This is a genomic window from Acidithiobacillus sp. TH-A67, assembly GCF_057473545.1.
The window spans coordinates 60,207-85,615 of record NZ_JBYCKU010000058.1; the positions used below are offsets into that span (position 1 = coordinate 60,207).

Here is a 25,409-nt window from a genome sequence, read left to right on the forward strand (position 1 = left end):
GGCTACATTAGAACACAAGCGTAGACCCAAGTTCCAATCGATCTCAACCGAAGGCCTGGGCCGGATTAACGACGATATTGGTAAACGTATGCAATTTCAGCTTGGGACGCAAATAGGAGAGGATCGCGGCCTTCGCCAGTGGCAGGGCCTGCCACGCATTGCCGCCGCCGTCCTCCACCACCGCCGCCACCGCAATTTTCGGGTGGTGATAAGGCGCCCAACCGATAAAGAGGGAATCATCGTTATAGATCGTGCGTCCGTCTCTGTAGCCCACCGGTACTTCGGCGGTGCCAGTCTTGCCCGCCACACTCAGGCCCGGATAGGCGACGGTCTTGCAGGTGCCCGAGGTAACACAGGCGCGCATCCCCGCGCGCACGGCACGCAGGGCAAATCCGGGAAGGTGTAACTCGCGTGCTGCCGGAAAATCTGGCTTGATGATCTGACCCGTTTGCGGGTTTTTCACATCCCTGAGTAGATGTAGATAGGGCAAACTACCCCCATTGGCAATGGCGGCGACCCCGCGCACCAGTTGGGTTGGGGTGGCCAACAAATACCCCTGACCAATCCCCAGAATCACCGTATCACCAGTATACCAAGGCGCATGGAGTTGGCGGACCTTCCAGGCAGGTGTAGGGACGAATCCTGCAGCACTGCCGGCGAGGTCGATGGGTGCCGGTTTGCCAAAACCAAAGCGCCACAGGGTCTGGTCCTGCAGCTGAATCCCCATCTTCAACGCCAGTTTATAAAAGAAGACATCGACCGACCAGGCCAGCGCCTTGCGCAGTCCGGTCTCGCCAAAACCCGAGCGATACCAGTCCCAAAAGACATGCCCTCCTACCTTGATGTAGCCCGGACAGTAGGTATGGAAGTTGGGAACAATCACACCTTTCTGTAGAGCTTCCAGGGAATAAAAGGGCTTGATGGTGGAGCCAGGAGGGTACAATCCAGCAAGGGTTCGGTTGAGTAACGGGTGGTCGGGATCATGTAGCAGTGCCTGCCAATGCTTGCTGCTGATGCCTCCGACAAACCAGTTGGGATTGAAACTGGGATTACTGACGCTGGCGAGGATCGCCCCGGTATTGGGGTTGATGGCGATCAGAGCACCTCGATAGTGCTCCTTTTTCATGACGTGGGCAATGGCCTTTTGCACCCGCAGACGCAGAGTGGTGCGCACCACGTCGCCCGGCTTGGGCGGCACCCGGCGCAGAGGGGCCACCGGGTCCCCCAAGGCATTCACGCTGCGGATGTCATAGCCAAAATGTCCGCGCAATTGCCGTTCCAGGGTGTACTCCAGGCCACTGACGCCAATCGTGTGCCGATACAGATACTGCTGCGGATCAAATCCTTGTAGATCTCTAGGAGTAACCGGCCCGACATAACCAATGGTATTCGCAAAGAGGCTGCCATAAGGGTAGTAACGGTGCCAGCGCACGGCAAGACGAATTCCTGGATATGCTTCCTCACGCACGGCAAAACGCGCCAGCAGTTCCGGCGAGAGCTTGGTGAGCAGGACGCGCGGCAGATAGGCCGGCTTGTCATCGATGGTATGTAACAAGTGCTGTACCGTCTTTTGCGAGATCGGGAAGTCCCGCCGCAGCCGGTGTAAGGTCGCATGCAGGTGATGAACTTCATCCGGGAACAGCTCAAGGACATAGCGCGCCCGATTGGTCGCCAAGACCTGCCCATGATCCGCCAGAATCAGGCCGCGCGGCGGTGCCAGAGGAACGATGGCCGTGTGATTGGCACGTGCCAGCTGACGAAAGCGCCGGTAGTGGAAGACCTGCAGATCGATCACCCGGGCGACGAGCACCAGCAGCAGCAGCAATAAAATCAGCGCCGCCCATCCCAGGCGCCGGCGAAATTGGCGCGATTCGTCCCGATGCGTATCCATGTGCTAGGGATAGAGGATAGAAAGGGCAAAGAGTTCCCAAAGTCTACCGGGATATTCATCGATGTTCACAAGGTGTTCGGGAACTTCCCCCGTAGCCTGCCCGTCATAGCTTTCGGTAAACAGAAAGGGAACAGCCGATTATGACCGCAACATCCACAAAATCTCGCAAAATGCTCCTCGCTGTCAGCAGCGCCGTATTTGCCTTGGGTCTAGGGGCCGCTGGTATCTCCTTTGCCGCCAATGAGGAGATGCCCATCCCCAAGCCGGTTCTGCACGCGCCTGGTCCAAAGATGGTGGCGATACCGGATTTCAGCCCGATCGTCGAGAAATATGGCAATGCCATTGTCAAAATCGATGATTCCGATACCAAGGTAGTTGGTGGTAATCAGGGACAAAATCCGTTCCCGAAGAATTCCCCTTTCTATCAATTTTTCCATAACTTTCCCGGTGCGCAGCCACCACAGAAAGAGAAGGAAGAGGCCCTCGGTTCGGGCTTTATCATTTCCCCCAACGGCTACATTGTCACCGCCGGTCACGTGGTGCGGGGGATGCATCACATCATTGTCACGCTCACCAATCATCATGCGTACCCCGCCAAGGTCGTCGGTCTTTCGGTGCGTTATGACACGGCCCTGCTCAAAATCGACGCCCATGACTTGCCCACGGTAGAGCTGGGCAATTCAAAAGATCTCAAGGTCGGTCAATGGCTACTGGCCATTGGCATGCCCTTCGGTTTTTATAACACCGTCACGCAGGGAGTAGTGAGTGCCCTGGATCGTTCTTTGCCGCATGATGACGAATATATCCCCTTCATCCAGAGTGACGTGCCGATCAATCCAGGCAACTCCGGTGGCCCTATCTTCAATATGTCCGGCCAAGTGGTCGGTATCAACGATCAGATCTACACCAACGATGGTGGCTACATGGGGCTTTCCTTCAGCATCCCCATCAACACCGCCATGCGTGCAGTGGATGCCTTCCTCGCGCACAAGAAACTGGAATTCGGCTGGCTCGGCGTCGATGTGCAAGAGGTTACGCCGCAAATGGCGCAGGCTCTGCACCTGAAAGAGCCGGTAGGGGCGCTGGTGGCCAACGTAGAACCCCATGAGGCCGCCGCAAAAGCGGGCCTCAAGACTGGCGATGTCATTGTCACCTATGATCACAAGCCGGTGTACAGCGTCGGCTCCCTGCCGCCGCTGGTAGGCGACACGCCACCAGGGACAACGGTTCCCATCGGCATCCTGCGCGATGGCAAACCCGAAACCATCAATGTCGTCATTGGCACCATGCCCCAGAAAATGCGCCATGCCGAAATGGAGAAGGTAGTGGATATTCATCGCCTGGGCTTACGCGTGAGTAGCCTGGATGCGGCCGAGAAAAAGGCCCTCGGGATCCGCCACGGGGTTTATATAGAAAGCGTCTATCCGGGACCCGCGGCAGAAATCGGCCTGCATGAGGGTATGGCGATTCAGGAGATCGATCAGCAACCCGTCGACAGTCCGGAACAGCTGGAAAGCATCGTCAAGAATCTTCCGGCGCATCAACCCATTTCCGTTCTGATTCGTCAGGGACATAACAGTCTCTTTGTAGTCATCCATCTGCCCAAAAACTAAGGAAACCGACAGATGAATCCATCCCTGCGGCGCCTGCGGGCGCCTCTGTTGGCGTTGTGCCTTTCTCCTCTGGGCGTTTCTCTTGTGCAAGCGGCGGACCTGCAGCCCCCGCCACCGCCCATTCCCGACTGTAAAAGCTACGTGCTGATGGACTCTCGTACCGGCGCCATCATTGCCGAAAAAGATCCGGACCTGCAGTTGCCCCCCGCCAGTCTTACCAAGTTGATGACTGCCTATTTGACCTATGGCGCCCTCGCTGACGGACGTCTGCATTGGAACCAGCAGATCCCGGTCAGTAACGTAGCATGGCACACTGGCGGTTCGAGCATGTTCATCCAGCCCAACCTGCCGGTTACCGTCAGCCAGCTCATGCACGGGCTGATCATCGACTCCGGCAATGACGCCGCCGTGGCGCTAGCCCAGGCCGTCGCCGGCAGTCGCGCCGCTTTTGTCGAGGAGATGAATGCCGAGGCCGAGAAAATGGGCCTCAAGGGGGCGCATTATACCGATGTCGATGGTCTACCCGATCCCGGCCTGCATCTTTCGGCCATGAACATTGCAATCATTTCTCGCAACCTGATCCAAAAGTATCCGCAGGTGATCGATATTTCCAAGATCAAATATTATCGCTACAACCACATCACCCAGCGCAGCTGGAATCCCGCCCTCTTTGGCCATCCGAGTATTGACGGACTGAAAACCGGTCATACCAATGCCGCTGGTCACTGCATGGACACCACCGCCATTCGTAATGGACGGCGCTTGATCGCTGTCGTCATGGGGGCGCCGAGTTGGCCCGCCGGCGTGAATGATGTCGTTGCCCTGCTCGACTATGGCTACGCCTTTACCCACGACCTAGAAGCAGTGAAGGCAGGGACGGTGCTGGGCAAATACAGCGATCCACAACTGGATCCAGAGAACTTCGCAGTCAAGGCGGCGAAGGATGTCTGGGTGACGGTACCAGAGGGAGAGCAAAAGGATCTGCAGCGCAGCGTCAGCTATGACAAGCTTGGCGGGCATGGGGTAGCCGCTGGTGCCATCGTGGGCCACCTGCAGATCACTCTGCACGGCAAAGTGCTTGGTGAAACCCCGCTAGTGGCGGCCCAGGCTGCCAAACCTGCGGGCACGATCGGTACTCTCTGGCATCAAGCTGAGAACGCGCTGTAGTCTGGGAATCCCCGCCTTGCCGATCAGGCGAAGGGCAAGCCATTCTCAGGGGGCTGTCGTCCCCAAGCGGTGCGCCTCTTCCGGAGACAGACGGCGCGCCCGCCACTTGGCAAAGAGTAGCGCGGGCACGATGGCTACCGCCCAAAGGGCCAAGGACCAGCCGAGCGGATAAGCGAGAGGAAAGAGCGATTCCCAAAGCACCCACCAGAAGAGCAGTGTTGCCACGATCGGCAAGAGAATATGGAAGAAGATGCGACTGCCATGGGAGCCGCCACCCGCCGGCAGACGCATCAGGGCAAGATTCATCAGGGTATGGGCGGTTACCAGGCCAATCAGGACGGCAGTCGTCATGACATTGAAGCCATTACTGGGTCCGAAAACCAGGCCGAACAGAATTGCGAAACCCAGTGCCAAAGCGGCAAGAAAGTTGATGGCCCCCTGGGGCGCACGTTGCCCATTCACCAGAGCGAAACGGGTATGCAGCAAGCGATCACGGGCGATGGCGAAGAGCACCCGTGCCGAACCATTCAACAGGGCCAGGCCGTCGGCCATGGCACTGTTGATGGCCAGGATCACCAAGGCCGTCGCGCCCCAGAATCCAAGATATTTCTCGAAAACCACTACCCCTGGAGCGCCGTTGCGGCAAAGCTGCGCATATCGTGCACCCCCCAGCCCACGGTCAGGGCGTAGGCCGACAGGATCAGCGCAGCACCAACCAGGCTCAGGGAGACTAGCGCCGCCTTGCCAATCACGCGCCCGTTCTGGGTGCGTACCCCCCGCGCCTCCTCGGCCAGGGGTGTGTGGCTACCAATGCCGATAAAACTGGTAATGGCAAAGATCATTCCCATCGCTACGCCCTTGAAACCAACGTCTGCCGTGCTGAAGGGCGCCCACGGATGGGCAGGCAGGGCGCGGCTGATAATGAATAGCGAACTGCCCACCAAAAACAGGATCTCCATCAGGCTGGTGATCGCCACTGTGCGAATGCTTGGGCGAATGCCGGCCACACTGAGCAGCCAGGGGACACCCACAAAAAACAGAATACTGGCAATCCAAAACCAGGAAGGTAGCGCGATGCCCAGGCTGCGCGCGAGGCCCGGCAGAAAGACACCGCCCACATAGACCGGGATCGCTCCGACGCTCAGGGTTTGGTAGAAGATGACCATAAAACCTGTCACCAGCGCCGCCGGTGCTCCCAGCCCTGCCGAGACAAAACTATAATAGCCACCGGCTGAGGCCCGATGCTTGGTCAGGTGGTAGATGGTGTTCACTTCGATGAACATCAGGATGAACGCTGCCAGATAAGAGAGTGGCATGGCTACCAAGGCAAAAGCGGCACCGGCAGTCATGAAAGCGACCACGTCGCAGGTCGGCGCCATGCCGGATATGCTCTGGCCCACCAGGCCCCAAAAGCTCACCACGTCCTGTTGTAAGGTTCCGGATTCCGACTCAGACATGCTTTGGGGCCTGTTTTGCAACACTGTTGCATGCGATGGTAGCGATCCACGCGCAATTGTCAACAACACTACCGGCTTGAATGATGCTGATGGTAGCTCTGTACTTTGGGTGAGTGGTTTTCCGAGACCTATCCACTCGTTGGAGGGGTTCAGCGCCTTGCGATACAGATCACGGCCTTAGCAGCACCCGACGGAGACCTTCGCCCTTGCTCCCACTCCTGCAGTGTGCGCTTGGAAATACCCAAGGCCTCCGCGAATTCTGCTTGCGACAAGCCTGCGCTCTGCTGCGCTTGCATAATTTCATTGGGAATGCGCTTCGACTCTGGACAAGGCCAGGCAATGAATGAAATAACGGCTTACGGTACGGCAGTGATCCTGGAGTAACCGGATCTGATGTAGCCGTCGATTGCCGCTGCGCTCTTGCGGCTCTACCGGCCCATCTTATGTTCCTCTATATCCAGAGTGGCACGCATGGGCTGCTCGGCGCTTGACGGAGGGAAGCTTTCTCCATACTATTCTGACCCTTTCCGGCGCCTCTCGCCGGCGGTCCCATTTGTGGAGGTTCTGATGTACGCGGTAGTCGAGAATGGCGGTAAACAGTATCGAGTGGCAGTGGGTGACAAGCTGCGCCTGGAGAAGATGGAAGCCGAGGCTGGTAGCGAGCTGGTTCTCGACCGTGTATTGCTGCTCGGCGAAGGCGAAGAAGTACAGGTGGGACAGCCGCTCGTCCCGGGTGCCAGCGTCAAGGTTACGGTGCTGAGCCAGGGTCGCGCTGACAAGATCCACATTTTCAAGATGCGTCGTCGTAAGCATTTCCGGAAGCGGCAGGGCCATCGCCAGTACTACACCGAAGTCCGCATCACCAGCATCGACGCGTAAATCCAGGAGCAAACGAATATGGCACACAAGAAAGCAGGCGGTTCTTCGCGTAACGGACGCGACTCCGAGTCCAAGCGTCTGGGCGTCAAGCGCTACGGCGGTCAGGCGGTCATCGCCGGCAACATCATCATCCGCCAGCGGGGTACCCAGTATCACCCCGGCGCCAACGTCGGCATTGGCAAGGATCATACCCTCTTCGCCCTGAGCGATGGTGTGGTACAGTTTGAGCGCAAGGGTCCACGTCAGGTACGTACTGTCAGCGTCATCAACGGCTAAAAACAGCCATCGGGAAAGCCCCGCCCCGGTTTAGCGGGGTGGGGTTTTTTCATGCAATTTCTCGACGAAGTCCGCATCGTGGTTGGCGCCGGCAATGGTGGCCACGGCTCTGTCAGCTTTCGTCGGGAGAAATTCATCCCCTTCGGCGGACCGGATGGCGGCGATGGTGGGCGGGGTGGTGACGTCTACCTCGTGGCCCAGGAGAACCTCAATACCCTCATCGATTTCCGTTACCAGCGGCGCTATCGTGCCGAAAACGGTCATGGTGGTGCCGGTCGACAGATGACGGGGCGGGCTGGGAAGGATCTGGAAATTGCCGTCCCCGTCGGCACGCTGGTTTATGACGAAGACACCCGTGAACTGCTTGGCGATCTGCGCGAAAACCAGCAGCGCCTCTTGGTTGCCAAGGGCGGACGCGGTGGGCATGGCAATCTCTGGTACAAGACCAGTGTCAACCGCGCACCCCGCCAGTTTGAAAAGGGTGGCATTGGGGAGGAGCGTAACCTGCGCCTGGAACTGCGCCTGCTTGCCGACGTCGGCCTGCTGGGCCTACCCAATGCCGGCAAGAGCACCTTCATCCGCGCCGTCAGTGCTGCCAAACCCAAGGTTGCCAGTTACCCCTTCACCACCCTGCACCCGCAGCTTGGCGTGGTGCGCGTGGGTGAACACGAATCCTTTGTCCTCGCCGATATCCCCGGCTTGATTCCCGGTGCTGCCGAGGGTGCGGGCCTTGGCACCCGCTTTCTGCGCCATTTGCGCCGTACCCGGCTGCTGCTGCACTTGGTCGACATCGCCCCCCTGGAAGAGAGTAATCCGGCACAAGGCGTCGCAGCCCTGGCGGCCGAGCTCGAGGCGTACAGCAGCGAACTAGCCAGCCGCCCGCGCTGGCTGATCGGCAATAAGGCCGATCTCCTGCCCCTCCCGGAGGCCGAACAACGTTTTCAGACCATTTGTAAAGAGCTCGCTTGGGAAGGACCAGCCTTTCTCGTCTCGGCGGCGACGGGCGCCGGCTGTAAGGAATTGACACAAGCCATCTGGCGTGCTTTACCAGAACTTCCTCCGGCCCCTGAACCCAGCGGCGATATCGACTGGTACGACGAGGAAGAGACCGCCGAAGAGGGTGATTGGGACGAAGAAGAGGATTGGGGCGACGCCGATTGGGAGGATGAGGAAGAGGAATGAGTCGCAGCGAACTCGCCGAAACCCGTCGTTGGGTTGTCAAGATTGGCAGCAGTCTGCTCACCAATGACGGCAAGGGGCTTAACCACCCCGCAATTGCTGCTTGGGTTGCGCAGCTCAGCGAGTTGCACCGCCAGGGACTGGAGCTGATCCTGGTCAGTTCCGGCGCCGTGGCAGCAGGCATGGAACGCCTCGGCTGGCAAACCCGCCCACGCGCTTTGGCCGAACTGCAGGCCGCCGCCAGCATTGGGCAGGCCGCCCTGGTCCAGGTCTATCAGGGATATCTGCAGACGGGCGGCATGATTGGTGCGCAAGTTCTCCTCACCCATGAAGATCTGCGCGACCGCCAGCGCTACCTCAGTGCCCGCGCCACCCTGCGCACCCTGCTGGAAATGGGAACTCTACCCATCATCAACGAAAATGACGCGGTCGCCAGCGCGGAACTGCGTTTTGGTGACAACGACACCCTCGCTGCCATGGTGAGCAATCTGCTGGACGCCGACCTGCTGATCATCCTCACCGACCAGGCGGGCCTATACGAGGCCGATCCGCGCCAACACCCGGAGGCCCAACTTCTTCACGAAGTCCGCGCTGGCGACCCGCAGTTGCTAGCCATGGCTGGCGGCGCTGGTAGCAAGGTCGGAACCGGCGGCATGCGCAGCAAGGTAATGGCCGCAAGCCGGGCGGCACGCTCGGGCACAGCGACGATCGTTGCCAGCGGCCACGAACCAGACGTGCTGCTGCGCCTGTACCGAGGGGCGATACTGGGCACCCGTTTTCAACCGCAAGTCCCCCGCCTTGCTGCGCGCAAGCGCTGGTTTGTGGGGCAGTTACGGCCCATGGGCAAACTCAGGCTCGATGCTGGGGCGGCACGCGTCCTACGCGAGAAAGGCTCCAGCCTGCTGCCGGTAGGGGTGACGGCTGTCGAGGGAGAATTTCAGTGTGGCGACCTGGTCTCCTGCCTGGATCCCGAAGGACAGGAGATTGCCCAGGGACTGATCAATTTCGCCAGCGCCGAAGTGGCGGCCCGCCTGGGAAAAAACAGCGCCGAGATTACCGAGCTGTTTGGCGAGCAGGAGGCGGTGGAACTCATCCACCGCGACAACCTCGCCCTACTCCCCTGACGACGATGTTCTAGATGTGCCCTTCGGGGGCAAGCACACAGGAATGCGCGCTATCGCCGGTTTCCACCTGCAAGGTGGGATGATGGATCTGAAAGTGCTCTGCTAGCTCTTCGGCAAGCTCGTGCAAAAAATCGTCGCCGCGCGGCCCTTCTGGCATCAACAAATGGGCTGTCAGGGCATTTTCACTGGTGCTCATGGCCCAGATGTGCAGATCGTGCACCTCCTGTACCCCCGGCTGGGCTAGGAGAAAATGCCGCACGGCAAGAGGATCGATTCCTCTGGGCACGGCATTGAGGGCAAGACCGACCGACTCCTGCAGCACGCCCCAGGTAAACCAGACAATAAAGGCACTGACCAGAATACTGGTGGCGGCATCGAGCCAGAGCCAGCCGGTAAACAGAATAGTGATGCCCGTGAATACGACCCCTAGCGACAGCGCGGCATCCCCCGCCATGTGCAGAAAGGCGGCGCGCAGATTGAGATCCTCTTTTTGCCCGGCGACGAAGAGGAGAGCCGTCGCGGTGTTGATGACCACACCGACGGCCGCCACGACGATGATATCCCAGGCGGCGACTGACGCCGGGTGCATTAGGCGTAGGATGGCTTCCCAGACAATACCGCCGGTAATCAGGAGCAGAAACACCGAGTTGCCCAAGGCCGATAGGATCGAGGCACCGCGCAGGCCGTAGGTAAAGCGCAGGGAAGGAGAACGCTGCGCCAGCTTGCTTCCCACCCAAGCCAGGAGCAGGCCAAAAACGTCCGCAAAGTTGTGTCCCGCGTCTGCCAACAAGGCGAGGGAGTCTCCCAAAATGCCAAACGCAATCTCTACCAAAACGAAGGCAACGTTCAGAGCGATGCCGATGGCGAAGGCGCGACCAAAATTTGCTGGCGCATGATGATGGTGGGCATGGTGACCATGCCCATGCGAATGGTGTTGGTGCTCCAAGCCCCCTGCCGTGTGCTGCATTTCCCCTCCCAGAGATGGCATGTGTCGTAGTGTACGCATCGCTGCAGACGCTTGCACTCTCGGCGTAGAGCTGCGTTAATACTTCCAGAGCGTCTGCGCACGGAGTCAAACCATGAAGCGCGTCTTATTGTTTCTGGCAACCAACCTTGCCATCCTGCTGATCCTCAGCGTTTCCTGGACTATTCTTTCGCATCTCTTTGGCTTTGATCAGGCCAGCGCGGGAATCCACCTGCCGACCCTGCTGATCTTTTCCTTGGTTTTTGGCTTTGGCGGTGCGTTCATTTCCCTGCTGATGTCGAAGTGGATGGCCAAGCGCAGCGTCGGTGCCGAAGTCATCCAGCAGCCACGTAATCCCACCGAACAATGGCTGGTGCAAACTGTGCAGCGCCACGCGACTGCCGCCGGCATTGGCATGCCCGAAGTCGCGATCTATCCCTCGCCCGAGATCAACGCCTTTGCCACCGGTGCCAGTCGGAATCACGCCCTGGTTGCCGTCAGTACTGGCCTGTTGCAGCAGATGAATGCCGATGAGGCAGAGGCCGTGCTCGGACATGAAATTGGTCACGTCGCCAACGGCGACATGGTCACCCTTACCTTGATTCAGGGTGTGGTCAATACCTTCGTCATCTTCTTCGCCCGCATCATTGGCAACCTGGTAGACCGCGTGGTGTTTCGCAATGAAGAGGGCAATGGCATCGCCTACTGGATTACCACCATCGTGGCCGAGATGGTCCTTGGCGTGCTGGCCAGCATCATTGTCTTGTGGTTTTCCCGCCAGCGGGAATTTCGCGCCGATGCTGCCGGCGCCCGATTTGCCGGGCGCAACAAGATGATCGCCGCCTTGGAACACCTGCGCGCGTCCCACGAAGAAAGCCATCTACCCAAGGCCATGACGGCCTTCGGCATTCTGGGACATCGCGGCCTTTCCCGCCTGTTCATGAGTCATCCGCCCCTGGAGGAGCGCATTGCGGCTCTGCGCCAGCAGAGCTAGAGACGAGCCGTTAATCAGAAGCAGGTGGTTCAGCTATCCTGCCCTTCCAGGGAGCAGACGCCCTTCTCTTGCATTCCTTTGCAGGTACCGTAGAGATAAAGGCTGTGGTCGGTGATGTGGAAGCCACGCCCGGCAGCGATCTGCAACTGGCGGTTTTCCAGGGTTTGATCAAAAAACTCGAGGACTTTGCCACAGGCGGTACAGACCATGTGGTCATGGTGACCACTTTCATTGAGTTCAAAGACCGCGCGATCGCCTTCAAAATGGTGGCGACGCACCAGACCCGCCATCTCGAACTGGGTCATGACGCGGTAGACGGTGGCCAGGCCCACCTCTTCTCCGGCATCGAGCAGCTGCCGGTAGACCTCTTCCGCCGTCAGATGGCGCGTATCGCTGGCCTCGAGAATCTGCAGGATCCGCAGGCGCGGCAAGGTAGCCTTCAGACCAGCACGTTTCAGTTCTTCACTATTCATCCGTTCCAATGGCAAGTAGCGCGTTCTTTTAGTAGCATAGTGGCACCGTACGCCCAAGACAAGGATCATGCGCACATTCTCTTTTCTCGCGAGCACCCTCCTTCTCTGCACCATCCTGAGCGCCTGCAGTATTTATCGCGTCAATGTGCAGCAAGGTAACGTCGTCAGTCAGAAAGAACTGGCGCAAATCCACAAAGGCATGGACAAGGCCGAGGTCAGCGCGGTGTTGGGCGCGCCGTTGTTGCAGAACCCATGGAACTCCAATGAATGGGTATACAGCTACAGTGACAAGCCTGCTTACGGCAGTACCACAGTGCGCAACATCATTCTGCATTTCAGCCAGGACGGCAGCTTGCAAAGTATCAGCGGCGATGTGACGGCACTGACAAACAAGTAAAGCGCAGATCGCTCAGCCGGAATTTTTTGCCAGACGCGGACTGCCATATACCTGCCGTGCGCGCTGACTAAAGCGCTGCACCATGGTTTCGGCGGCCTGTTTAAAAATCGGCTCCAGGAATGCGCCGATGAGACGACTGGCGAATTCAAAGCGCATGTCCAGGGTCACGCGTGTGCCACCCTCCACCGGCTCGAGTTGCCAAAGCCCTTCCAAAAAACGAAAGGGACCGTCGACCAGTCGCACCTCGGCCAGCTTGGGACGCTGGTAGCGGTTGCGCGTGGAAAAGGCTTTACCGAAAGAGTTGTGGGCGATGCGGATCTCGGCCACCACTTCATCGCCACGATCCTGCAGGATACGGCTGGCGCCACACCAGGGCAGGAATTGCGGATAACTGCGAATGTCTTCGACCAGGGCAAAGATCTCTTCGGCGCTGTAGGGCAACACCGCCGTCTTGCGGATATGGTGCATCAAGCTCCTCGACTCAGTAGCGGCGCGAGCCCAGCGCCCGCGCCTGAATGCGACGATCGACTTGGGCCAGCAACCATTCCAGCGGACGTCGCCACCAGGACCGGCGTTGCCAGTGCTCCGCCGAAATTTCCCGAGAGCGGGCAAACTCGCGCAGAAACAGGGTGCGCAGCGAGGCCAGGGGAAGCAGACCTTTTACTTCGAGATTAAGCTCGCGGTTGAACCAAAGGCTCAGAAAATCGAGATTAGCCGAACCGACCGCTCCCCACTGACCATCCACCAGAATGTACTTGGCGTGCAGAAAGCTTTCCTGATATTCGTACACCCGCACGCGATGTCGCAACAGTTTTTGATAATACGCCTGAATGCCGAGGCGCAAAAGGGGATGATCGGTCACCCGGCCCGCCAGCAGTACGCGCACATCCACACCGCGGCGCACGGCACCATACAGGGCTGAGAGAACGATGGGATCGGGGTTGAAGTAGGGGGTAGCGATCCACAGACTCCCCCGTGCCGAGCGGAAGGCGGCGAGATAGCGCCGGCGAATCGTAAAGCGATCCGGTGGCGAACCCGCCAGCAAGCGCACTATGGCGTCTGCACGACGATCTGCAGCGTCGCTGGAAGCGGCGCGCAACTCCTTGTGCGATAGTGGACGATTTTTCAGAAACAGGCGACGGACCAGAGGCACGATCGGCCCGCGACAGGCAAAAAGCATATCGCGGTAGGGAAGCTGCCCCGGATCGCCGCGCAGCCAGGCATCGGCAAGGGCAAAACCGCCCACCGCCAACCATTGTTGGTCGATGAGCACAATGCGCCGGTGACTGCGGCGCAGGCTCTTTTCCCAACCGCGCCAGCCAAGGCGGTGATACCATTCGAAAGTACCACCGGCGGCACGCAATTTCTGAATCCAGCGCTCGGGAAATCCGCGACTACCCACCGCATCGAGACGCAGGTGCACGAGCACACCATCGCGCGCCTTCGCGCAGAGGATGTCGAAAACTTCTTCCGGCCAATTGCCCGCCTGGAAGATATAGTTCTCGAAGAGAATTTCCTGCTTCGCAGCACGCAGCCTTTCCAGTAAAAACCGCGCGATGACTGGCATCTCCGTCAGCAGGGTCCAGTCCTCCGCCGGCAGCCAAGCCGGGTTACGCCGCGTCATCTTTCCCTTCCACAATGTTCGGCATTGCTCAACCTTCGCCGGGTCTTCCTCCTGGCAGTCTAACCCCAGGCACCCCGCAGGGGCTATGGCGCCCTGCGCCTTGTGCGCTGCGCAGCGCTTTGCGCTAAGATCGCTCCTCTGATCCAAAGCTTGGGATGTCATGAGCAGCAGCACCATTGCCCTCAATCGTGAGGCGAGACATGAATACTTTATCGAGGAGCGCTTTGAGGCCGGCATCGCCCTTGAAGGGTGGGAAGTGAAGTCCCTGCGCGCCGGACGCCTGCAGCTCAAGGACAGCTATGTGGTGATCAAAAACGGAGAGCTTTGGCTCCTTGGCGCACATATCAGCCCGCTACCCACTGCCAGCACCCACATCCAAGCGGATCCGACCCGTACCCGCAAGTTGCTGATGCACCGTCTGGAAATCAATCGCCTGATTGGTGCCGTCGAGCGCAAAGGCTTTACCATCGTCCCCCTGGCGATGTACTGGAAGCAGGGGCGCGCCAAGACCGAGATCGCCCTGGTCAAGGGCAAACAGGCACACGACAAGCGCGCCACTCTAAAAGAACGCGAATGGCAGCGGGACAAGGCGCGCATTCTGAAAGGTGGCGCACGCGATGGCTAAGACGCAGGAGAACGGCGAGCACCATCTTCTCCATGCCCTGCTGCTCTTCGTCTTTGCCTTCTGGCTTTTCGCTTTCCATACCGGCGACGCGAGTCTTTGGGACATAGACGAGCCGAACAACGCCCAGTGTCTGAAGGAGATGATCGCCCACAACAACTACGTGGTGCCGACCTTCAATGGCCAGTTGCGACCGGACAAGCCCATTCTCAATTACTGGTTGATGGACCTGGGGGTACGTGCCCTGGGCATGAACAGCTGGGGCCTGCGCATCGGTTCGGTGCTCATCGGGGCACTCCTCGTATTGTATTTGACGCTGACCCTGCGGCGTCTGCTTGGAGCACGCGCGGCCCTGCTCACTGGCCTGTTTACCGCCACTGCACTGCACAGTCAGATCATCTTTCGCGCCGCCGTCCCCGACCCCCTGGTCATCCTCTTTACCACCGTCGCTTTGCTGGCCCATCTGCGCGGCTACCTCTACCCGGAGGAACGGCGTTGGCAGTATCTCCTGTCCTATGCCGCCATGGCCCTGGGCACCCTCACGGAAGGACCGATCTTTTTCCTGCTGCCCGGCCTGATCATCGTCGTCTTTCTGCTGCTGCGCCGCGATTTGCCGCATCTATGGCGGCAGGGGCAACTGCGCTGGGGCCTGCCGATCTTTTTGCTGCTCACCCTGCCCTGGTACATTGCCGTGGGAATCGAGACCCACTGGCGCTGGGATCTGCTCTTCATTGCCCAGCAAAATGTGGCCCGCTACACCGGCGCCATGCAGGGACATCAAGGGCCCATCGTCTATTATCTGTTTACGACCTTCCTCGGCCTGCTACCCTGGTCGGTATTTTTTCCCCAGATGTTCGCCACCTTGTGGCTGCAGCGGAAAGAATATTTCCGCTCGCGCCCGGATCTGCTCTTCTTTGGGCTCTGGGCGGGGATCTGGATTGTTTTTTTCAGTCTGGGCGCGACCAAGTTGCCCAATTATGTCTGGGAGGCCTATCCGCCTCTACTCGCCCTCCTCGCCTGGCGCATGGACCTTGCCTTGAGTGGTGTCCACGCCTATTGCGGGCGTGGCATCATCGCTTCATTGCTCGGGCTGGCGGCAATCGGCGGCATCCTGCTCGGGCTGGGCACCACGCTGGTACCCCAAAGCCTGCCACCGCTGGGTTCGGTCGCCTATCTGGGCTTGCCCTATCTACTTGCCGCCGTAGTCGGCCTGTATTTTGTCTATCGGCAGCAATTCCTGGGCGTGATCGGCAGCCTGGGGGTGGGGGCCGTTGCCTTGGCCTTCTGTATGATTCTGCTGCTCATGCCCGCCCTCGATCACCTCAAGCCCTCGGTGACCATGGGAGAGATGGTGCGCAGCCTGGAGGGACAGCGGCCCTACGCCATCGCCACCTGGCAATGGTGGGAGCCGAGTTTCCTGTTTTACGCCGGCCGCGGAGCGATGACTGCAACACAGATCCAGCAGCCCAAACAACAAATCCCGGCGATTCTGGCAGCCAGCCACGGACCTTTGTTTCTGGCCCTGCCGCAAAAAGATATCGTTGCGCTGCGCCAGGAATTGGCTGCAGGGGAGTCGGCAAAAATCCTCTATACTGGCTATGAGATGTACAGTCGTCAGAATATTTCTTTGCTGCGTATCGATGCGAAATAGATTCCTGCTTGCCTTCCTGCTGCTCCTCGGCAGTTTATTGGTTTTCCCATTGCAGCCAGTGCTGGCGCAAGACGCCGCACCCCATGCCGCAGACCACGATCTGCAATTCTGGGATGCCCTCAGCCACTCCTATTACGTACAGGAGGGCTCACGAGGATCATTGATCTACTTATTCCTGGAGCCTGACTGTCCTTACTGTCATGTGCTCTATAACTGGCTGCAAAACCCCGTCAGCACGGGCAAGCTCCGCCTGCGCGTCGTCATCATCGGTTTCCCGAACTCCCCCACCAGCATGGGCAAAGCCGCGGCAATTCTCGGCGCCAAAGACCCCGTACAGGCGCTGAAAGAAAACGAGAAGGGCTTTGCCATCCGCAATGGTGCGCCAGAGGGCGGCATTGCTCCTGCAAGCGCTACGCTGACCCAGAAGCAGCTCGGCAAACTGCAGCGCAACTTCAACTTCTTGGCGGGTAAGGAGTCCCTACTCGATCCACAGAGCGTCCAGCAGTCGGGGGTAAGCACGCCGATGCTGGTCTATCGCAGTGGCAAGCAGGTGCAATACATCCTCGGTCTTCCTGACCATCAGCAATGGCAGCAGATCGTCGACGGTTCGTGAGCCCGGCGCTAGCGATCCTGGCGCTACTGCTTGGCCTGGCTGCCCTTGGCACGGTGCTGTACCTGCAATTTGCTGGCGATATCCAGCCCTGCAGCCTCTGCATTTATCAGCGCGTGGCGGACCTAGCTATGCTGTTGGCGATCAGCATCGGCTTTTTTGCCGGACGGCGCTGGCTCTGGTCTTTGGCTGCTTTGGCGGCACTCGGCGGGGCGGCACTGGCAGGATGGCAGTGGCATCTGGCAAATAGCGCGACGCGCAAGGTTCAGGCCTGCGCCGCCATTCAATTACTGCCGCAAGAAAACTTTTCGTCCGGGAGCTTTGCTGGAACGTTGGCCGGCGCCCTGGCCGGGCAAGGGTCCTGCGCAATTGCCGGGCAACAGCGCTTCTGGAACCTGCCGATCAGCCATTGGAGCGTTGCCGTGTTTCTGCTCTGTGCGCTATGCCTGCTACTGGCGATTTTCTTCAGCGTCCGGCAGCGTTGAGGGCAGCCCGGGCTGCCGCCTGGGCCTGCCCCGCGTAGGAACGACCAAAGAGCAGCCAGTGATTGAGCAGATGGTAGAGTTGGTAGAGAGGACGCCGAACGGCATAGCCAGCGGGATCAAAAGCCGGTATGGCCAGGCCTTGATAACGTTGCCAGAACGATGCCGGTGGCTGGGCGAAGAGTTCCAGCATGGCAAGATCCATCTCCCGATCACAGACCGCTACGGCGGGATCGAAAAGCCAGACATCTCCATCGACCCCCGCGCCCCAATTACCTGACCACAGGTCGCCGTGGGTGAGGGAACCTTGCGGGGCATGATTCTGCAGGATCTCGGGCAGAGCCGCCAAAAGATCCGCGAACAGCATCGCCTCCTCGCGCTGCAGATCCATCTGCGCAATGAGAATCTCCAAACGCTGCTCGCGCAAAAACTTCAGCCAATCCGCAGCGCTGGTCCCGCCCGTTTGGCGATTCTGCTGCCGGGTAGCGCCGAGAAAATTGTCGCGCGACCAACCGAATTGCGGCCAGGCCGGGCCATGCAGAGCGGCCAGGACACCGCCCAGTGCGGCCCAGGCAACATCGTCCTTATGCGCGAAGGTCAGTAACTGCAGGGCCAGTATGGTATCGCCGGACTCCTCCCAGACGCCATAGACGTGGGGAACCGGCACGCCCGCTGCCTGCAGGGCGCGTAGGCCGTCGGCTTCGGCTTCCGCCTGGGCGCGCCCCTTCCCGATCTTAAGAAATAGCGATTGACCCGCACTATGCGCGCGATACAGGCGAAAAAAATCGCTCGCCCCACTGGCCTCTACCCGCCAGTCGCCACCCAGCTCTTGCTGCAAGCGACGCTCTACAGACATGGTCAGTCGCCGCTATCAGCGCCGCGCAGCTCCGCCACCGTGCGCAGGGCAGCCGCCCGGCTGTCGGCCAGAATATTGAGGTGACCCATCTTGCGCCCCGGCCGCGCCTCACTCTTTCCATAAAGATAGGGCTTTACTTGTGGATGGCAAAGCCAAGCGTTCCAGTCTGGCCCCGCCCCCTGCCACCATTCGCCGAGCAGGTTCAGCATTGCCACCGGCGAGAGCAGGCGGGTATCGCCCAAAGGCAAGCCAGTCAGGGCTCGTACCTGCTGGTCGAACTGGCTGTGCACGCAGGCGTCGAGGGTATAATGGCCACTATTATGCGGGCGTGGCGCCATCTCGTTGACAAGCAACTCGCCATCCGCGCTGAGGAAAAATTCCACAGCGAGGACACCGACATACTCCAGCGCCTCGGCAATGCGCAGGGCCGCGCGCCGTGCCTGTTCCTGATGCGCTTCGGAAAGCTCGCACGGCACGATGCTGAGGTCCAGAATGCCGTGCCGGTGCCGGTTCTCGGCGATTGGGTAAAAGACCGCCAGGCCATCGCTGCTGCGCGCAAGAATCACCGAAAACTCCTGACGCAGCGCCACCCGCACTTCCAGCAACGCTGGACGCTGTCCCAGTTCCTGCCACGCCATTGCCAAGTCGGCGGCACACGCTACCGCCACCTGTCCCTTGCCATCGTAGCCATCCTGCGCGGTCTTGAGAATTGCCGGGAAGGCAAGCTGCGCGGCAGCCGGCAGATCGGCGGCCTGCTCGAGGAGGGCAAAGGGTGCCGTTACCAGTCCCAGATCCCGAAAAAACGCTTTCTCCAAACGCCGATCTTGGGCGATGCGCAGGGCTTCTAGACCTGGCCGCAGGGAAAGCCTCTCGGCACAGTAGGTGAGGGTGGAGAGCGGGATCTGCTCGCGCTCGACGGTGACGGCTGCCACCCCGGCGCAAAAGTCCGCCAACACCGCCTCCTCGGTGAAAGGGGCGCAGAAATGTCGGGCCGCAACCTCCGCCGCCGGGGCGTTGGGATCCGGATCAAATACCCAGACATCGTAGTCGAGTCGCCGGGCGGCCAGGGCAAACATCAGCCCCAATTGGCCACCACCCAGAACGCCAAGGGTACTGCCGGGTGCGATCATGATGCCGGTGGCGGCACTTGGCTGTGCAAGGCCTGCTCCGTTTGCGCTGCCCGGAAGCGCTGCAGACGCGCATGCAAGTCCTGGTCGTGCAGGGCCAGTTGTGCTGCGGCAAAGAGCGCCGCGTTGGCTGCCCCCGCCGCGCCAATGGCAAAGGTGGCGACCGGCACTCCCTTGGGCATTTGCACAATGGACAGTAAGGAGTCCTGTCCCTGCAGGTGCCGCGAAGGCACCGGCACCCCCAGCACCGGCACCAGGGTCTTGGCGGCTAGCATTCCCGGTAGGTGGGCGGCACCGCCGGCGCCCGCAATGATGGCCTGCAATCCGCGTGCGCTGGCCTCCTCTGCATAGGCAAAGAGGAGATCGGGGGTGCGGTGAGCGGAGACGACCAGAGTCTCATGCGGTATCTGCAAATCGGCCAGGATCTGGGCAGCCGACTGCATCACCTCCCAATCGCTCACACTGCCCATGACCACGCCGACAATCGGCCCCTGCTGCATCGCTCTCTCCTTCGGCGTCGCACTGGAAACCGGTTATAATGCCGGGCATGAATGCGACTCTCAAGCCCGAATTTCGTCCCATCCGCAGTTTTGTCCTGCGTCAGGGCCGTCTCACCAACGCGCAAGAACGCATTTTGCGAGAGCGCGGCAGCTTTTACATTCTCGATGCACAGGCACCCTGGCACTCACCCTGGGCCTGCCCCCAACCCCTGATGCTCGAAATCGGCTTTGGCAATGGGGAACATCTGGCGCGTTTTGCCGAGAAGCACCAGGACTGGGGCTGCATCGGTGCCGAGGTCCACTCCCCCGGCGTCGGCTCCCTACTCTTGCGTGCCGAAGCGGCAGAACTCCAGAATCTGCGGGTAGTGCATGAGGATGTCGCGCCGTGGTTGCGTAGCTTGCCAGACAGTGTCTTTTCGCTGGTCGTCGTCCAGTTTCCCGATCCCTGGCCAAAGAAACGGCACCATAAGCGGCGCATCATTCAGCCCGATTTTCTGGAGCTGCTGCATCGGGTCATGCAACCCGGTGGCGAATTGCAGCTGGCGACAGACTGGCAGCCCTATGCCGAGCAGATGCTGACCTTGCTGGAAAGCGCGCCCGGCTGGGAGAATCTCGCGGGCCTGGGGAACTATGCCGAGGCTCCGGAGAACCGTATCCAAACCCGCTTCGAGCGCCGCGGGACGGCCTTGGGCCATGCAGTTTTCGACCTGCGCTTTGCTTGTCACAAAAAATGAGCGCGCCGCGCCTCTCCGATTGCCTGCACTGCCGGATGCGCGGGGAAAGCATCTTTGCCGGCCTCGATCCGGCGGAACTCTGCACCCTGGGCATGGAAGTGCAAGACATCGATTGCGCCGCCGGGGAAGTCTTCTATCGCTCGGGAGATCCGGCCCGCTTCGCCTACACCCTGCGGGAAGGAGCGGTGAAGTTGGTAAAGACCTTGAGCACTGGCCAGCAGGTCATCCTGCGCCTGCTGCATCACGGTGATCTCTTTGGCTTTGAGGGGTTGCTGGAGAAGGAGCATCGGCACGATGCCATCAGCATCGCGCCGGGCAAGCTCTGTCGCCTGGATCTGGTCGAGCTGCAACGCCTCTCCGAGCGCCAGCCCAAAGTCCGCGAGGCCATTTTTCAGCGCTGGCAGGACGCCCTGCGCGCCAGCGAGGAGCGGGTGGTGGAGCTCGGTGCCAAGAAGGCCGAGGCACGCCTCGCTACTTTTCTGTTGCAATGGGCACAGCGCTATCCACAGCTGCGCGTCCTGCCCTTCCCGCTGACCCGTCAGGATCTCGCCGATTTTCTTGGGCTCTCGGTGGAGCATGTCAGCCGCCTCATGGCGGAATTCAAGCGTCAGAAACTGCTGCAAGAAGCTCGCGACCGACTAGAAATCCTCTCCCCGCAAAGACTGCAGGAAATCGCTGCGGCCAAATCCGACTGATTCACTCGAGATTGATCTTTATCAATGCGCGATTGCCTTGCCTCGGGCAAGATACCTTCATTGGCGAGATGCTGCCCTGTTTCGTCGCGAAAGCAGCACTCTTTACGGCACAAAAAATTGAGACAAGGAGATTCCATCATGTACCAGAACGATTCTGCAATGTTCCGCGTTCGCGGCCAGGGTGGCGGGCGCGCCAGTGGCGATCCTGCCCGAGCCGCCCGGCACCAGCACGATCAGGCGGTGTTTCATCGTCTGCTGGCCCTGCACGAGCAGATCGAGCGCGACCTGGAGTTGTTGCCCAATGGCGTGCGTGCCCGCACCCGTTCCGACAATCCCGAAATCGTCGCGCTGTTGCACGACCACGTCCCCTCGATGAAGCAGCGGCTGGAAGAAAATTTTGGCCTGCGCTTCTGGGATCCGGCCTTCGCCGAACTCTTTGCCCAGCACGACAAGATCCACATGGAGCTCACCCTGCTGCCGGATGGCGTACTGATCGAAGAAACCAGCGAAGATCCAAATGTGGGCGAGCTGATCAAAGCCCACGGTCAGGTCATCAATCTCTTCGTTGCCAAAGGCTCGGCCCAGGCACAGCAAGAGAGCCCGCTGCCGGCTACCTATCGGCGCGTGCTGGCCTGAGCTATCCTGACTAGAAGCATCGATAGAATCACAGGAGGATTGTATGGCCCAATTTATCATCATTGGTAGTGGCTTTGGCGGCCTGACGGCCGTGCGCGAGCTGCGCCGCCGCGCCCCCGACGCAGAGATCCGTCTCGTCGCTCCCAAGCCGGAGTTCATTTACTACCCCAGTCTCATCTGGGTTCCGACCGGTCTGCGCCAGGGCGAGGAACTGCGCATCGACCTGCGTGACTTCTTCCAGCGCCAACGGGTGGAGTTCGTTGCCGACACGGTGCAATCCATTGATGCCCAAGGACACGTACAACTGGAATCCGGTACCAGTCTGGAACAGGATGCCCTGATCATTGCCGCCGGCGGACGTGGTCTGCGCAAGCTACCGGGGATCGAACACAGTCTCGCCATCTGTGATGGCATCGAGACCGCGCAACAGATTCGCGAGCGCCTGCAGAGCATGGCGGGTGGCAACATTGCCTTCGGCTTTGCCGGTAATCCCCAGGAACCGAGTGCCGTACGTGGCGGCCCCATCTTCGAGCTGCTCTTCGGGATCGACACCTACCTACGCCGCCAGGGTACCCGCGAAAAATTCACCCTGACCTTCTTCAATCCCATGCGCGAGCCGGGCAACCGTCTCGGTGCCGATGCTGTCGCGGGATTATTGGCGGAGATGGAAAGACGTCAGATTCGCACCCACCTCGGCCATAAGATTACCGGCTTCGATGCCCAACAGGTACACACCGAGGGGGGCGACATCGATGCCGATCTGATCCTCTTCATGCCCGGCATGACCGGCCCAGCCTTTGCGGCCAATAGTGCCCTGCCGCTGTCACCGGGCGGTTTCTTGCAGGCCGACAATCACTGTCAGGTTCCTGGCCTGCCCGGGGTCTATGCGGTGGGGGATGCGGCATCCTACGGCGACAGTCCGAACTGGCTGCCCAAACAGGGGCACAGCGCCGACCTGCAGGCCAAGACTGCGGTGCACAATGCCCTTCGCCATGTGCAAGGACAAGCGGCCGACCAGACATTCCGCCAGGAACTCATCTGCATCGTCGACAGTCTCGACGGCGGCAACCTCGTATATCGCAGCCCCAATACGGCCCGCGTCGTCCCCGGCTCCTGGTGGCATCTGGCCAAGCGCGTCTTCGAATGGCGCTATCTGGCCTCCTATCGCCCCCGTTCTACCGGGTAAACCCGCCCCTTCCAGGCGCCACCTCGCCCGCCGTAGTGACGGCGGGCAGAGTCCAAAGTCATCAGGGTATACAGCCAGGCAGCTGGTTGTAACGTCAGAACCCAAAGCGGAGAAAGCCGATAATCGCGCAGGGTCGGCCAGAACATCCGCCAGGAGAGTAACAGGCTGGCCAGGGATAGCCCCCAGACCCAGACTTGATCGCAGGCAAGCCCGACGAGCAATAGCATCCAAGGCAACAGATACAGAAAGAGCATACTCAACGTGGCAATGAGTAGGCGCGAAGGGCGAAAATCGAGTTGCACATAGGCGGAGCGCGTCACCATCGCCCAGATTTCCTGCAGACGGGTATAGCGTCGCAGGCTGACACTATGATCTGCAAGTCCCAGCCAGATAGGCCCCTGTGCCTTGAGTTGCGCGGCTAGGGTGCAGTCGTCGATGAGCGCGTCACGCATCGCCTGCAGCCCGCCGCTTGCCACCAGCGCTGCGCCTGCCACCAGCATACACCCCCCCGCCGCGCCGGCGAGCTTACGTCGCGGATCATTGATCCAGGTGAAGGGATACAGCTTCTGAAAAAAGAACAGAAAAGGCGGAATGAGCCAGCGCTCCCACAAGGTCTGACAGGAAAGACGCACCATGAGTGAGACCAGGACACGATTTTCTATTACCGCTTTGGCGACGAGGGCGCGCAAGACCAGCGGCGCATGCACGATATCGCCATCGGTAAACCAGAGGTAGGGCACGGCGCCAGCCGCCTCCACCCCTTGGGACATCGCCCAGACCTTACCCGCCCAGCCTGGCGGGAGGTCTTTTCCGCGCAGGACCGTCAGCCGAGATGCAGCATCCAGTTCTGCCGCAGCAGACTGCGCCAGATCCGCGGTGCCGTCGACACTTTGGTCATCAATGACGATCAGTCGCAGTTCGCCAGGATAGTCCTGGCCGAGAATCCCGCGCACACAAGCAGCAATCCCGACGGCCTCGTTCCGTGCGGGGACCACGGCAGTGACTGCCGGCCACTCCGCAATTTCCGCGGCGCTAAGGCGTTGGTCCGCGCGCCAGAATCCTCCCCGCGCCAGATACAGGACAACCCAGGCCAGAAAAACCGCGATCGCAAAGCCCAGCAGCATCAGGCATTGCCACCAATGCGCCATTGGCTCGCCGCCTCGGCTTTGGAACCCGGATCCTCCAGACCACGCTTCATGCACTCCATTTTGATGGCCAAGCGCAAATCATTCTGGGAATCGGCGCCGCGGATGGCGTCCTCGTATTCAATCATGCCGTCCATATACAGCTTCACCAGCGACTGATCGAAAGTCTGCATGCCGACATCGTTGGGCCGCGCCATGGCGTCTTTCAACAGGCCGACTTCCCCACGATAGATGAGATCGGCAATTGTCGGCGTATTGATCAGCACTTCCATTGCCGCAATTCGTCCTGGCCGGCCCTTGAGGGGAAGAAGACGCTGCGATACTACCGCCTTGAGGTTTAGGGAAAGATCCATGAGCAACTGCCGTTTACGCTCCTCCGGGAAGAAATTGATGATGCGCTCCACCGCCTGATTGGCATTGTTGGCATGCAGGGTGGACATACACAGGTGGCCGGTTTCGGCGTAGGCCACCGCATGCTCCATGGTAGCGCGGCTGCGCACTTCGCCGATCAGGATGACGTCGGGGGCCTCACGCAGGGCATTTTCCAGGGCGTTCTCGTAACTCAGGGTATCAATACCGACTTCGCGCTGATTGACGATCGACTTGATATTTTTGTGGAGGTATTCAATGGGGTCTTCAATGGTGAGAATGTGTCCTGCCGAACTGGCATTGCGATGTTGCAGCATGGACGCCAGGGAGGTGCTTTTTCCGGAGCCGGTAGAACCCACAAAAAGTACCAAGCCGCGGGAGGTCATCGCCAATTCCTTCAGAATCGGCGGCATGTGCAGCTGATCCAGGGTCGGGATCTGCGTCTTGATGGCACGGATAACGAAGGAAATTTCATTTCTCTGAAAAAATCCGTTGACCCGAAATCTACCCACCCCCGGGACCGACAAGGCGAGATTGGCCTCCTTTTCGTGCTGAAAATCCTGCAGTCGTTCCAGCCCCAGAATCTCCTTCGCGAGGGCCAGGGTTTGGCCGGGTTTCAGGAGCTCATCGCCGACGGGAACGGCGCGCCCATCGATCTTCATCACCGGTGGCGAGCCAACCGTAAAATACAGATCGGAACCGTTTTTCTCCATCATCAACCGTAACAGGTCATCAAGCACTGGCATGGTCTTCTCCCA

At 59.9% G+C, this 25,409-nt stretch carries 29 protein-coding genes; 16 read left to right on the forward strand and 13 right to left on the reverse strand.

Features of this window, described 5'->3' with window-relative positions; translation table 11 throughout:
• Positions 1-43 precede the first annotated feature (43 nt).
• Positions 44-1,891 carry a penicillin-binding protein 2 gene (mrdA, locus tag AC2VNM_RS09300; RefSeq protein WP_486913202.1) on the reverse strand — a complete coding sequence of 616 codons (1,848 nt, stop codon included), beginning with the start codon at positions 1,889-1,891 and terminating at the stop codon, positions 44-46.
• A 140-nt stretch (positions 1,892-2,031) separates the two neighbouring features.
• Between mrdA and AC2VNM_RS09305 the strand changes: the two genes are divergently transcribed.
• Together AC2VNM_RS09305 and AC2VNM_RS09310 are read left to right on the forward strand one after the other, a co-directional pair.
• The gene (locus tag AC2VNM_RS09305) at positions 2,032-3,504 is read left to right on the forward strand and encodes a Do family serine endopeptidase (RefSeq protein ID WP_483164834.1); all 1,473 of its coding nucleotides are present in this window, start codon (positions 2,032-2,034) and stop codon (positions 3,502-3,504) included.
• A 12-nt stretch (positions 3,505-3,516) separates the two neighbouring features.
• Positions 3,517-4,671, forward strand: coding sequence for a D-alanyl-D-alanine carboxypeptidase family protein (locus AC2VNM_RS09310; RefSeq protein WP_483164833.1), 1,155 nt, complete (start codon positions 3,517-3,519; stop codon positions 4,669-4,671).
• Between the two features lie 45 nt (positions 4,672-4,716).
• Here the strand turns inward: AC2VNM_RS09310 and AC2VNM_RS09315 are convergent, their stop codons facing one another.
• The 3 genes from AC2VNM_RS09315 to AC2VNM_RS09325 all read right to left on the reverse strand — a co-directional run bounded on the left by AC2VNM_RS09315 (position 4,717) and on the right by AC2VNM_RS09325 (position 6,424).
• On the reverse strand, positions 4,717-5,292 hold the full coding sequence (locus tag AC2VNM_RS09315) for an APC family permease (protein ID WP_486913204.1): 576 nt from the start codon (positions 5,290-5,292) through the stop codon (positions 4,717-4,719).
• Positions 5,292-6,128, reverse strand: a complete 837-nt coding sequence (locus AC2VNM_RS09320) for an APC family permease (protein WP_486913205.1) — start codon at positions 6,126-6,128, stop codon at positions 5,292-5,294. Before AC2VNM_RS09320 ends, AC2VNM_RS09315 begins: the two co-directional genes overlap by 1 nt.
• Positions 6,129-6,277: 149 nt before the next feature.
• Positions 6,278-6,424: a helix-turn-helix domain-containing protein gene (locus tag AC2VNM_RS09325; protein ID WP_483167552.1), complete on the reverse strand. Its 147-nt coding sequence runs from the start codon at positions 6,422-6,424 to the stop codon at positions 6,278-6,280.
• 271 nt (positions 6,425-6,695) lie between these two features.
• Here AC2VNM_RS09325 and rplU point away from each other — a divergent pair, with 271 nt between their 5' ends.
• Genes rplU through proB form a run of 4 tightly spaced genes read left to right on the forward strand, consistent with a single transcriptional unit; the run spans position 6,696 to position 9,586 of the window.
• Positions 6,696-7,007 carry a 50S ribosomal protein L21 gene (gene rplU / locus AC2VNM_RS09330; RefSeq protein ID WP_483164814.1) on the forward strand — a complete coding sequence of 104 codons (312 nt, stop codon included), beginning with the start codon at positions 6,696-6,698 and terminating at the stop codon, positions 7,005-7,007.
• 18 nt (positions 7,008-7,025) lie between these two features.
• On the forward strand, positions 7,026-7,283 hold the full coding sequence (gene rpmA / locus AC2VNM_RS09335; protein ID WP_215872921.1) for a 50S ribosomal protein L27: 258 nt from the start codon (positions 7,026-7,028) through the stop codon (positions 7,281-7,283).
• A 51-nt stretch (positions 7,284-7,334) separates the two neighbouring features.
• Positions 7,335-8,465: an Obg family GTPase CgtA gene (gene cgtA / locus AC2VNM_RS09340; RefSeq protein WP_483164813.1), complete on the forward strand. Its 1,131-nt coding sequence runs from the start codon at positions 7,335-7,337 to the stop codon at positions 8,463-8,465.
• A complete protein-coding gene (proB, locus tag AC2VNM_RS09345) occupies positions 8,462-9,586 on the forward strand; it encodes a glutamate 5-kinase (RefSeq protein WP_483164812.1) in 1,125 nt (374 codons plus the stop codon). The genes cgtA and proB overlap by 4 nt, the downstream gene beginning before the upstream one ends.
• A gap of 10 nt (positions 9,587-9,596) precedes the next feature.
• Here the strand turns inward: proB and AC2VNM_RS09350 are convergent, their stop codons facing one another.
• Positions 9,597-10,553 carry a cation diffusion facilitator family transporter gene (locus tag AC2VNM_RS09350; protein ID WP_483164811.1) on the reverse strand — a complete coding sequence of 319 codons (957 nt, stop codon included), beginning with the start codon at positions 10,551-10,553 and terminating at the stop codon, positions 9,597-9,599.
• 112 nt (positions 10,554-10,665) lie between these two features.
• On the opposite strand from AC2VNM_RS09350, the gene htpX reads away from it, so the two are divergent.
• The gene (gene htpX / locus AC2VNM_RS09355; protein WP_483164810.1) at positions 10,666-11,544 is read left to right on the forward strand and encodes a protease HtpX; all 879 of its coding nucleotides are present in this window, start codon (positions 10,666-10,668) and stop codon (positions 11,542-11,544) included.
• Between the two features lie 29 nt (positions 11,545-11,573).
• Here the strand turns inward: htpX and fur are convergent, their stop codons facing one another.
• A complete protein-coding gene (gene fur, locus AC2VNM_RS09360; RefSeq protein ID WP_483164809.1) occupies positions 11,574-12,017 on the reverse strand; it encodes a ferric iron uptake transcriptional regulator in 444 nt (147 codons plus the stop codon).
• A gap of 67 nt (positions 12,018-12,084) precedes the next feature.
• On the opposite strand from fur, the gene AC2VNM_RS09365 reads away from it, so the two are divergent.
• Positions 12,085-12,414 carry an outer membrane protein assembly factor BamE gene (locus AC2VNM_RS09365; protein ID WP_483164808.1) on the forward strand — a complete coding sequence of 110 codons (330 nt, stop codon included), beginning with the start codon at positions 12,085-12,087 and terminating at the stop codon, positions 12,412-12,414.
• A gap of 12 nt (positions 12,415-12,426) precedes the next feature.
• On the opposite strand, the gene AC2VNM_RS09370 is transcribed toward AC2VNM_RS09365, so the two are convergent.
• Together AC2VNM_RS09370 and AC2VNM_RS09375 are read right to left on the reverse strand one after the other, a co-directional pair.
• On the reverse strand, positions 12,427-12,882 hold the full coding sequence (locus AC2VNM_RS09370) for a type II toxin-antitoxin system RatA family toxin (RefSeq protein ID WP_483164807.1): 456 nt from the start codon (positions 12,880-12,882) through the stop codon (positions 12,427-12,429).
• Between the two features lie 13 nt (positions 12,883-12,895).
• Positions 12,896-14,038 (reverse strand): phospholipase D-like domain-containing protein, encoded by a 1,143-nt coding sequence (locus tag AC2VNM_RS09375; protein WP_483164806.1) that lies wholly within the window; start codon positions 14,036-14,038, stop codon positions 12,896-12,898.
• 160 nt (positions 14,039-14,198) lie between these two features.
• Between AC2VNM_RS09375 and smpB the strand changes: the two genes are divergently transcribed.
• The 4 genes from smpB to AC2VNM_RS09395 are packed head-to-tail and all read left to right on the forward strand — an operon-like array spanning position 14,199 to position 17,406.
• Positions 14,199-14,663, forward strand: coding sequence for an SsrA-binding protein SmpB (gene smpB / locus AC2VNM_RS09380; protein WP_483164805.1), 465 nt, complete (start codon positions 14,199-14,201; stop codon positions 14,661-14,663).
• On the forward strand, positions 14,656-16,311 hold the full coding sequence (locus tag AC2VNM_RS09385) for an ArnT family glycosyltransferase (RefSeq protein ID WP_486913208.1): 1,656 nt from the start codon (positions 14,656-14,658) through the stop codon (positions 16,309-16,311). The genes smpB and AC2VNM_RS09385 overlap by 8 nt, the downstream gene beginning before the upstream one ends.
• Positions 16,301-16,924, forward strand: coding sequence for a thiol:disulfide interchange protein (locus AC2VNM_RS09390; RefSeq protein WP_486913209.1), 624 nt, complete (start codon positions 16,301-16,303; stop codon positions 16,922-16,924). The genes AC2VNM_RS09385 and AC2VNM_RS09390 overlap by 11 nt, the downstream gene beginning before the upstream one ends.
• On the forward strand, positions 16,921-17,406 hold the full coding sequence (locus AC2VNM_RS09395; protein ID WP_483164802.1) for a disulfide bond formation protein B: 486 nt from the start codon (positions 16,921-16,923) through the stop codon (positions 17,404-17,406). Before AC2VNM_RS09390 ends, AC2VNM_RS09395 begins: the two co-directional genes overlap by 4 nt.
• Here AC2VNM_RS09395 and AC2VNM_RS09400 read toward each other — a convergent pair.
• The 3 genes from AC2VNM_RS09400 to purE are packed head-to-tail and all read right to left on the reverse strand — an operon-like array spanning position 17,387 to position 19,886.
• Complete coding sequence (locus AC2VNM_RS09400; protein WP_486913210.1) at positions 17,387-18,259, reverse strand: fructosamine kinase family protein; 873 nt, start codon at positions 18,257-18,259, stop codon at positions 17,387-17,389. The genes AC2VNM_RS09395 and AC2VNM_RS09400 overlap by 20 nt on opposite strands.
• A 2-nt stretch (positions 18,260-18,261) precedes the next feature.
• Positions 18,262-19,389, reverse strand: coding sequence for a 5-(carboxyamino)imidazole ribonucleotide synthase (locus AC2VNM_RS09405; RefSeq protein WP_483164800.1), 1,128 nt, complete (start codon positions 19,387-19,389; stop codon positions 18,262-18,264).
• Positions 19,386-19,886 carry a 5-(carboxyamino)imidazole ribonucleotide mutase gene (purE, locus tag AC2VNM_RS09410; RefSeq protein WP_486913212.1) on the reverse strand — a complete coding sequence of 167 codons (501 nt, stop codon included), beginning with the start codon at positions 19,884-19,886 and terminating at the stop codon, positions 19,386-19,388. The genes AC2VNM_RS09405 and purE overlap by 4 nt, the downstream gene beginning before the upstream one ends.
• A 38-nt stretch (positions 19,887-19,924) precedes the next feature.
• Between purE and trmB the strand changes: the two genes are divergently transcribed.
• The 4 genes from trmB (at position 19,925) to AC2VNM_RS09430 (ending at position 23,137) form a co-directional block, all read left to right on the forward strand.
• Positions 19,925-20,620, forward strand: a complete 696-nt coding sequence (gene trmB, locus AC2VNM_RS09415) for a tRNA (guanosine(46)-N7)-methyltransferase TrmB (RefSeq protein ID WP_486913213.1) — start codon at positions 19,925-19,927, stop codon at positions 20,618-20,620.
• A complete protein-coding gene (locus AC2VNM_RS09420) occupies positions 20,617-21,315 on the forward strand; it encodes a Crp/Fnr family transcriptional regulator (protein WP_486913214.1) in 699 nt (232 codons plus the stop codon). Before trmB ends, AC2VNM_RS09420 begins: the two co-directional genes overlap by 4 nt.
• Positions 21,316-21,453: 138 nt before the next feature.
• Positions 21,454-21,951, forward strand: a complete 498-nt coding sequence (locus AC2VNM_RS09425; protein ID WP_486913215.1) for a hypothetical protein — start codon at positions 21,454-21,456, stop codon at positions 21,949-21,951.
• A 43-nt stretch (positions 21,952-21,994) separates the two neighbouring features.
• A complete protein-coding gene (locus AC2VNM_RS09430; protein ID WP_483164795.1) occupies positions 21,995-23,137 on the forward strand; it encodes an NAD(P)/FAD-dependent oxidoreductase in 1,143 nt (380 codons plus the stop codon).
• Here AC2VNM_RS09430 and AC2VNM_RS09435 read toward each other — a convergent pair.
• On the reverse strand, positions 23,113-24,285 hold the full coding sequence (locus AC2VNM_RS09435) for a glycosyltransferase (RefSeq protein ID WP_483164794.1): 1,173 nt from the start codon (positions 24,283-24,285) through the stop codon (positions 23,113-23,115). The genes AC2VNM_RS09430 and AC2VNM_RS09435 overlap by 25 nt on opposite strands.
• Positions 24,261-25,397: a PilT/PilU family type 4a pilus ATPase gene (locus AC2VNM_RS09440; protein WP_483164793.1), complete on the reverse strand. Its 1,137-nt coding sequence runs from the start codon at positions 25,395-25,397 to the stop codon at positions 24,261-24,263. The genes AC2VNM_RS09435 and AC2VNM_RS09440 overlap by 25 nt, the downstream gene beginning before the upstream one ends.
• Between the last annotated feature and the right edge of the window lie 12 nt (positions 25,398-25,409).

Coding starts and splice junctions, on each gene's coding strand:
- AC2VNM_RS09310 (WP_483164833.1), top strand. CDS start 3,517: ATGAATCCATCCCTGCGGCGCCTGCGGGCGCCTCTGTTGGCGTTGTGC.
- mrdA (WP_486913202.1), bottom strand. CDS start 1,891: ATGGATACGCATCGGGACGAATCGCGCCAATTTCGCCGGCGCCTGGGA.
- AC2VNM_RS09390 (WP_486913209.1), top strand. CDS start 16,301: ATGCGAAATAGATTCCTGCTTGCCTTCCTGCTGCTCCTCGGCAGTTTA.
- AC2VNM_RS09365 (WP_483164808.1), top strand. CDS start 12,085: ATGCGCACATTCTCTTTTCTCGCGAGCACCCTCCTTCTCTGCACCATC.
- AC2VNM_RS09320 (WP_486913205.1), bottom strand. CDS start 6,128: ATGTCTGAGTCGGAATCCGGAACCTTACAACAGGACGTGGTGAGCTTT.
- AC2VNM_RS09325 (WP_483167552.1), bottom strand. CDS start 6,424: ATGCAAGCGCAGCAGAGCGCAGGCTTGTCGCAAGCAGAATTCGCGGAG.
- AC2VNM_RS09425 (WP_486913215.1), top strand. CDS start 21,454: ATGTACCAGAACGATTCTGCAATGTTCCGCGTTCGCGGCCAGGGTGGC.
- rpmA (WP_215872921.1), top strand. CDS start 7,026: ATGGCACACAAGAAAGCAGGCGGTTCTTCGCGTAACGGACGCGACTCC.
- trmB (WP_486913213.1), top strand. CDS start 19,925: ATGCCGGGCATGAATGCGACTCTCAAGCCCGAATTTCGTCCCATCCGC.
- AC2VNM_RS09400 (WP_486913210.1), bottom strand. CDS start 18,259: ATGTCTGTAGAGCGTCGCTTGCAGCAAGAGCTGGGTGGCGACTGGCGG.
- AC2VNM_RS09375 (WP_483164806.1), bottom strand. CDS start 14,038: ATGACGCGGCGTAACCCGGCTTGGCTGCCGGCGGAGGACTGGACCCTG.
- htpX (WP_483164810.1), top strand. CDS start 10,666: ATGAAGCGCGTCTTATTGTTTCTGGCAACCAACCTTGCCATCCTGCTG.
- AC2VNM_RS09370 (WP_483164807.1), bottom strand. CDS start 12,882: ATGCACCATATCCGCAAGACGGCGGTGTTGCCCTACAGCGCCGAAGAG.
- AC2VNM_RS09430 (WP_483164795.1), top strand. CDS start 21,995: ATGGCCCAATTTATCATCATTGGTAGTGGCTTTGGCGGCCTGACGGCC.
- rplU (WP_483164814.1), top strand. CDS start 6,696: ATGTACGCGGTAGTCGAGAATGGCGGTAAACAGTATCGAGTGGCAGTG.
- AC2VNM_RS09420 (WP_486913214.1), top strand. CDS start 20,617: ATGAGCGCGCCGCGCCTCTCCGATTGCCTGCACTGCCGGATGCGCGGG.
- AC2VNM_RS09385 (WP_486913208.1), top strand. CDS start 14,656: ATGGCTAAGACGCAGGAGAACGGCGAGCACCATCTTCTCCATGCCCTG.
- proB (WP_483164812.1), top strand. CDS start 8,462: ATGAGTCGCAGCGAACTCGCCGAAACCCGTCGTTGGGTTGTCAAGATT.
- smpB (WP_483164805.1), top strand. CDS start 14,199: ATGAGCAGCAGCACCATTGCCCTCAATCGTGAGGCGAGACATGAATAC.
- cgtA (WP_483164813.1), top strand. CDS start 7,335: ATGCAATTTCTCGACGAAGTCCGCATCGTGGTTGGCGCCGGCAATGGT.
- AC2VNM_RS09305 (WP_483164834.1), top strand. CDS start 2,032: ATGACCGCAACATCCACAAAATCTCGCAAAATGCTCCTCGCTGTCAGC.
- AC2VNM_RS09350 (WP_483164811.1), bottom strand. CDS start 10,553: ATGCAGCACACGGCAGGGGGCTTGGAGCACCAACACCATTCGCATGGG.
- AC2VNM_RS09405 (WP_483164800.1), bottom strand. CDS start 19,389: ATGATCGCACCCGGCAGTACCCTTGGCGTTCTGGGTGGTGGCCAATTG.
- AC2VNM_RS09435 (WP_483164794.1), bottom strand. CDS start 24,285: ATGGCGCATTGGTGGCAATGCCTGATGCTGCTGGGCTTTGCGATCGCG.
- purE (WP_486913212.1), bottom strand. CDS start 19,886: ATGCAGCAGGGGCCGATTGTCGGCGTGGTCATGGGCAGTGTGAGCGAT.
- fur (WP_483164809.1), bottom strand. CDS start 12,017: ATGAATAGTGAAGAACTGAAACGTGCTGGTCTGAAGGCTACCTTGCCG.
- AC2VNM_RS09440 (WP_483164793.1), bottom strand. CDS start 25,397: ATGCCAGTGCTTGATGACCTGTTACGGTTGATGATGGAGAAAAACGGT.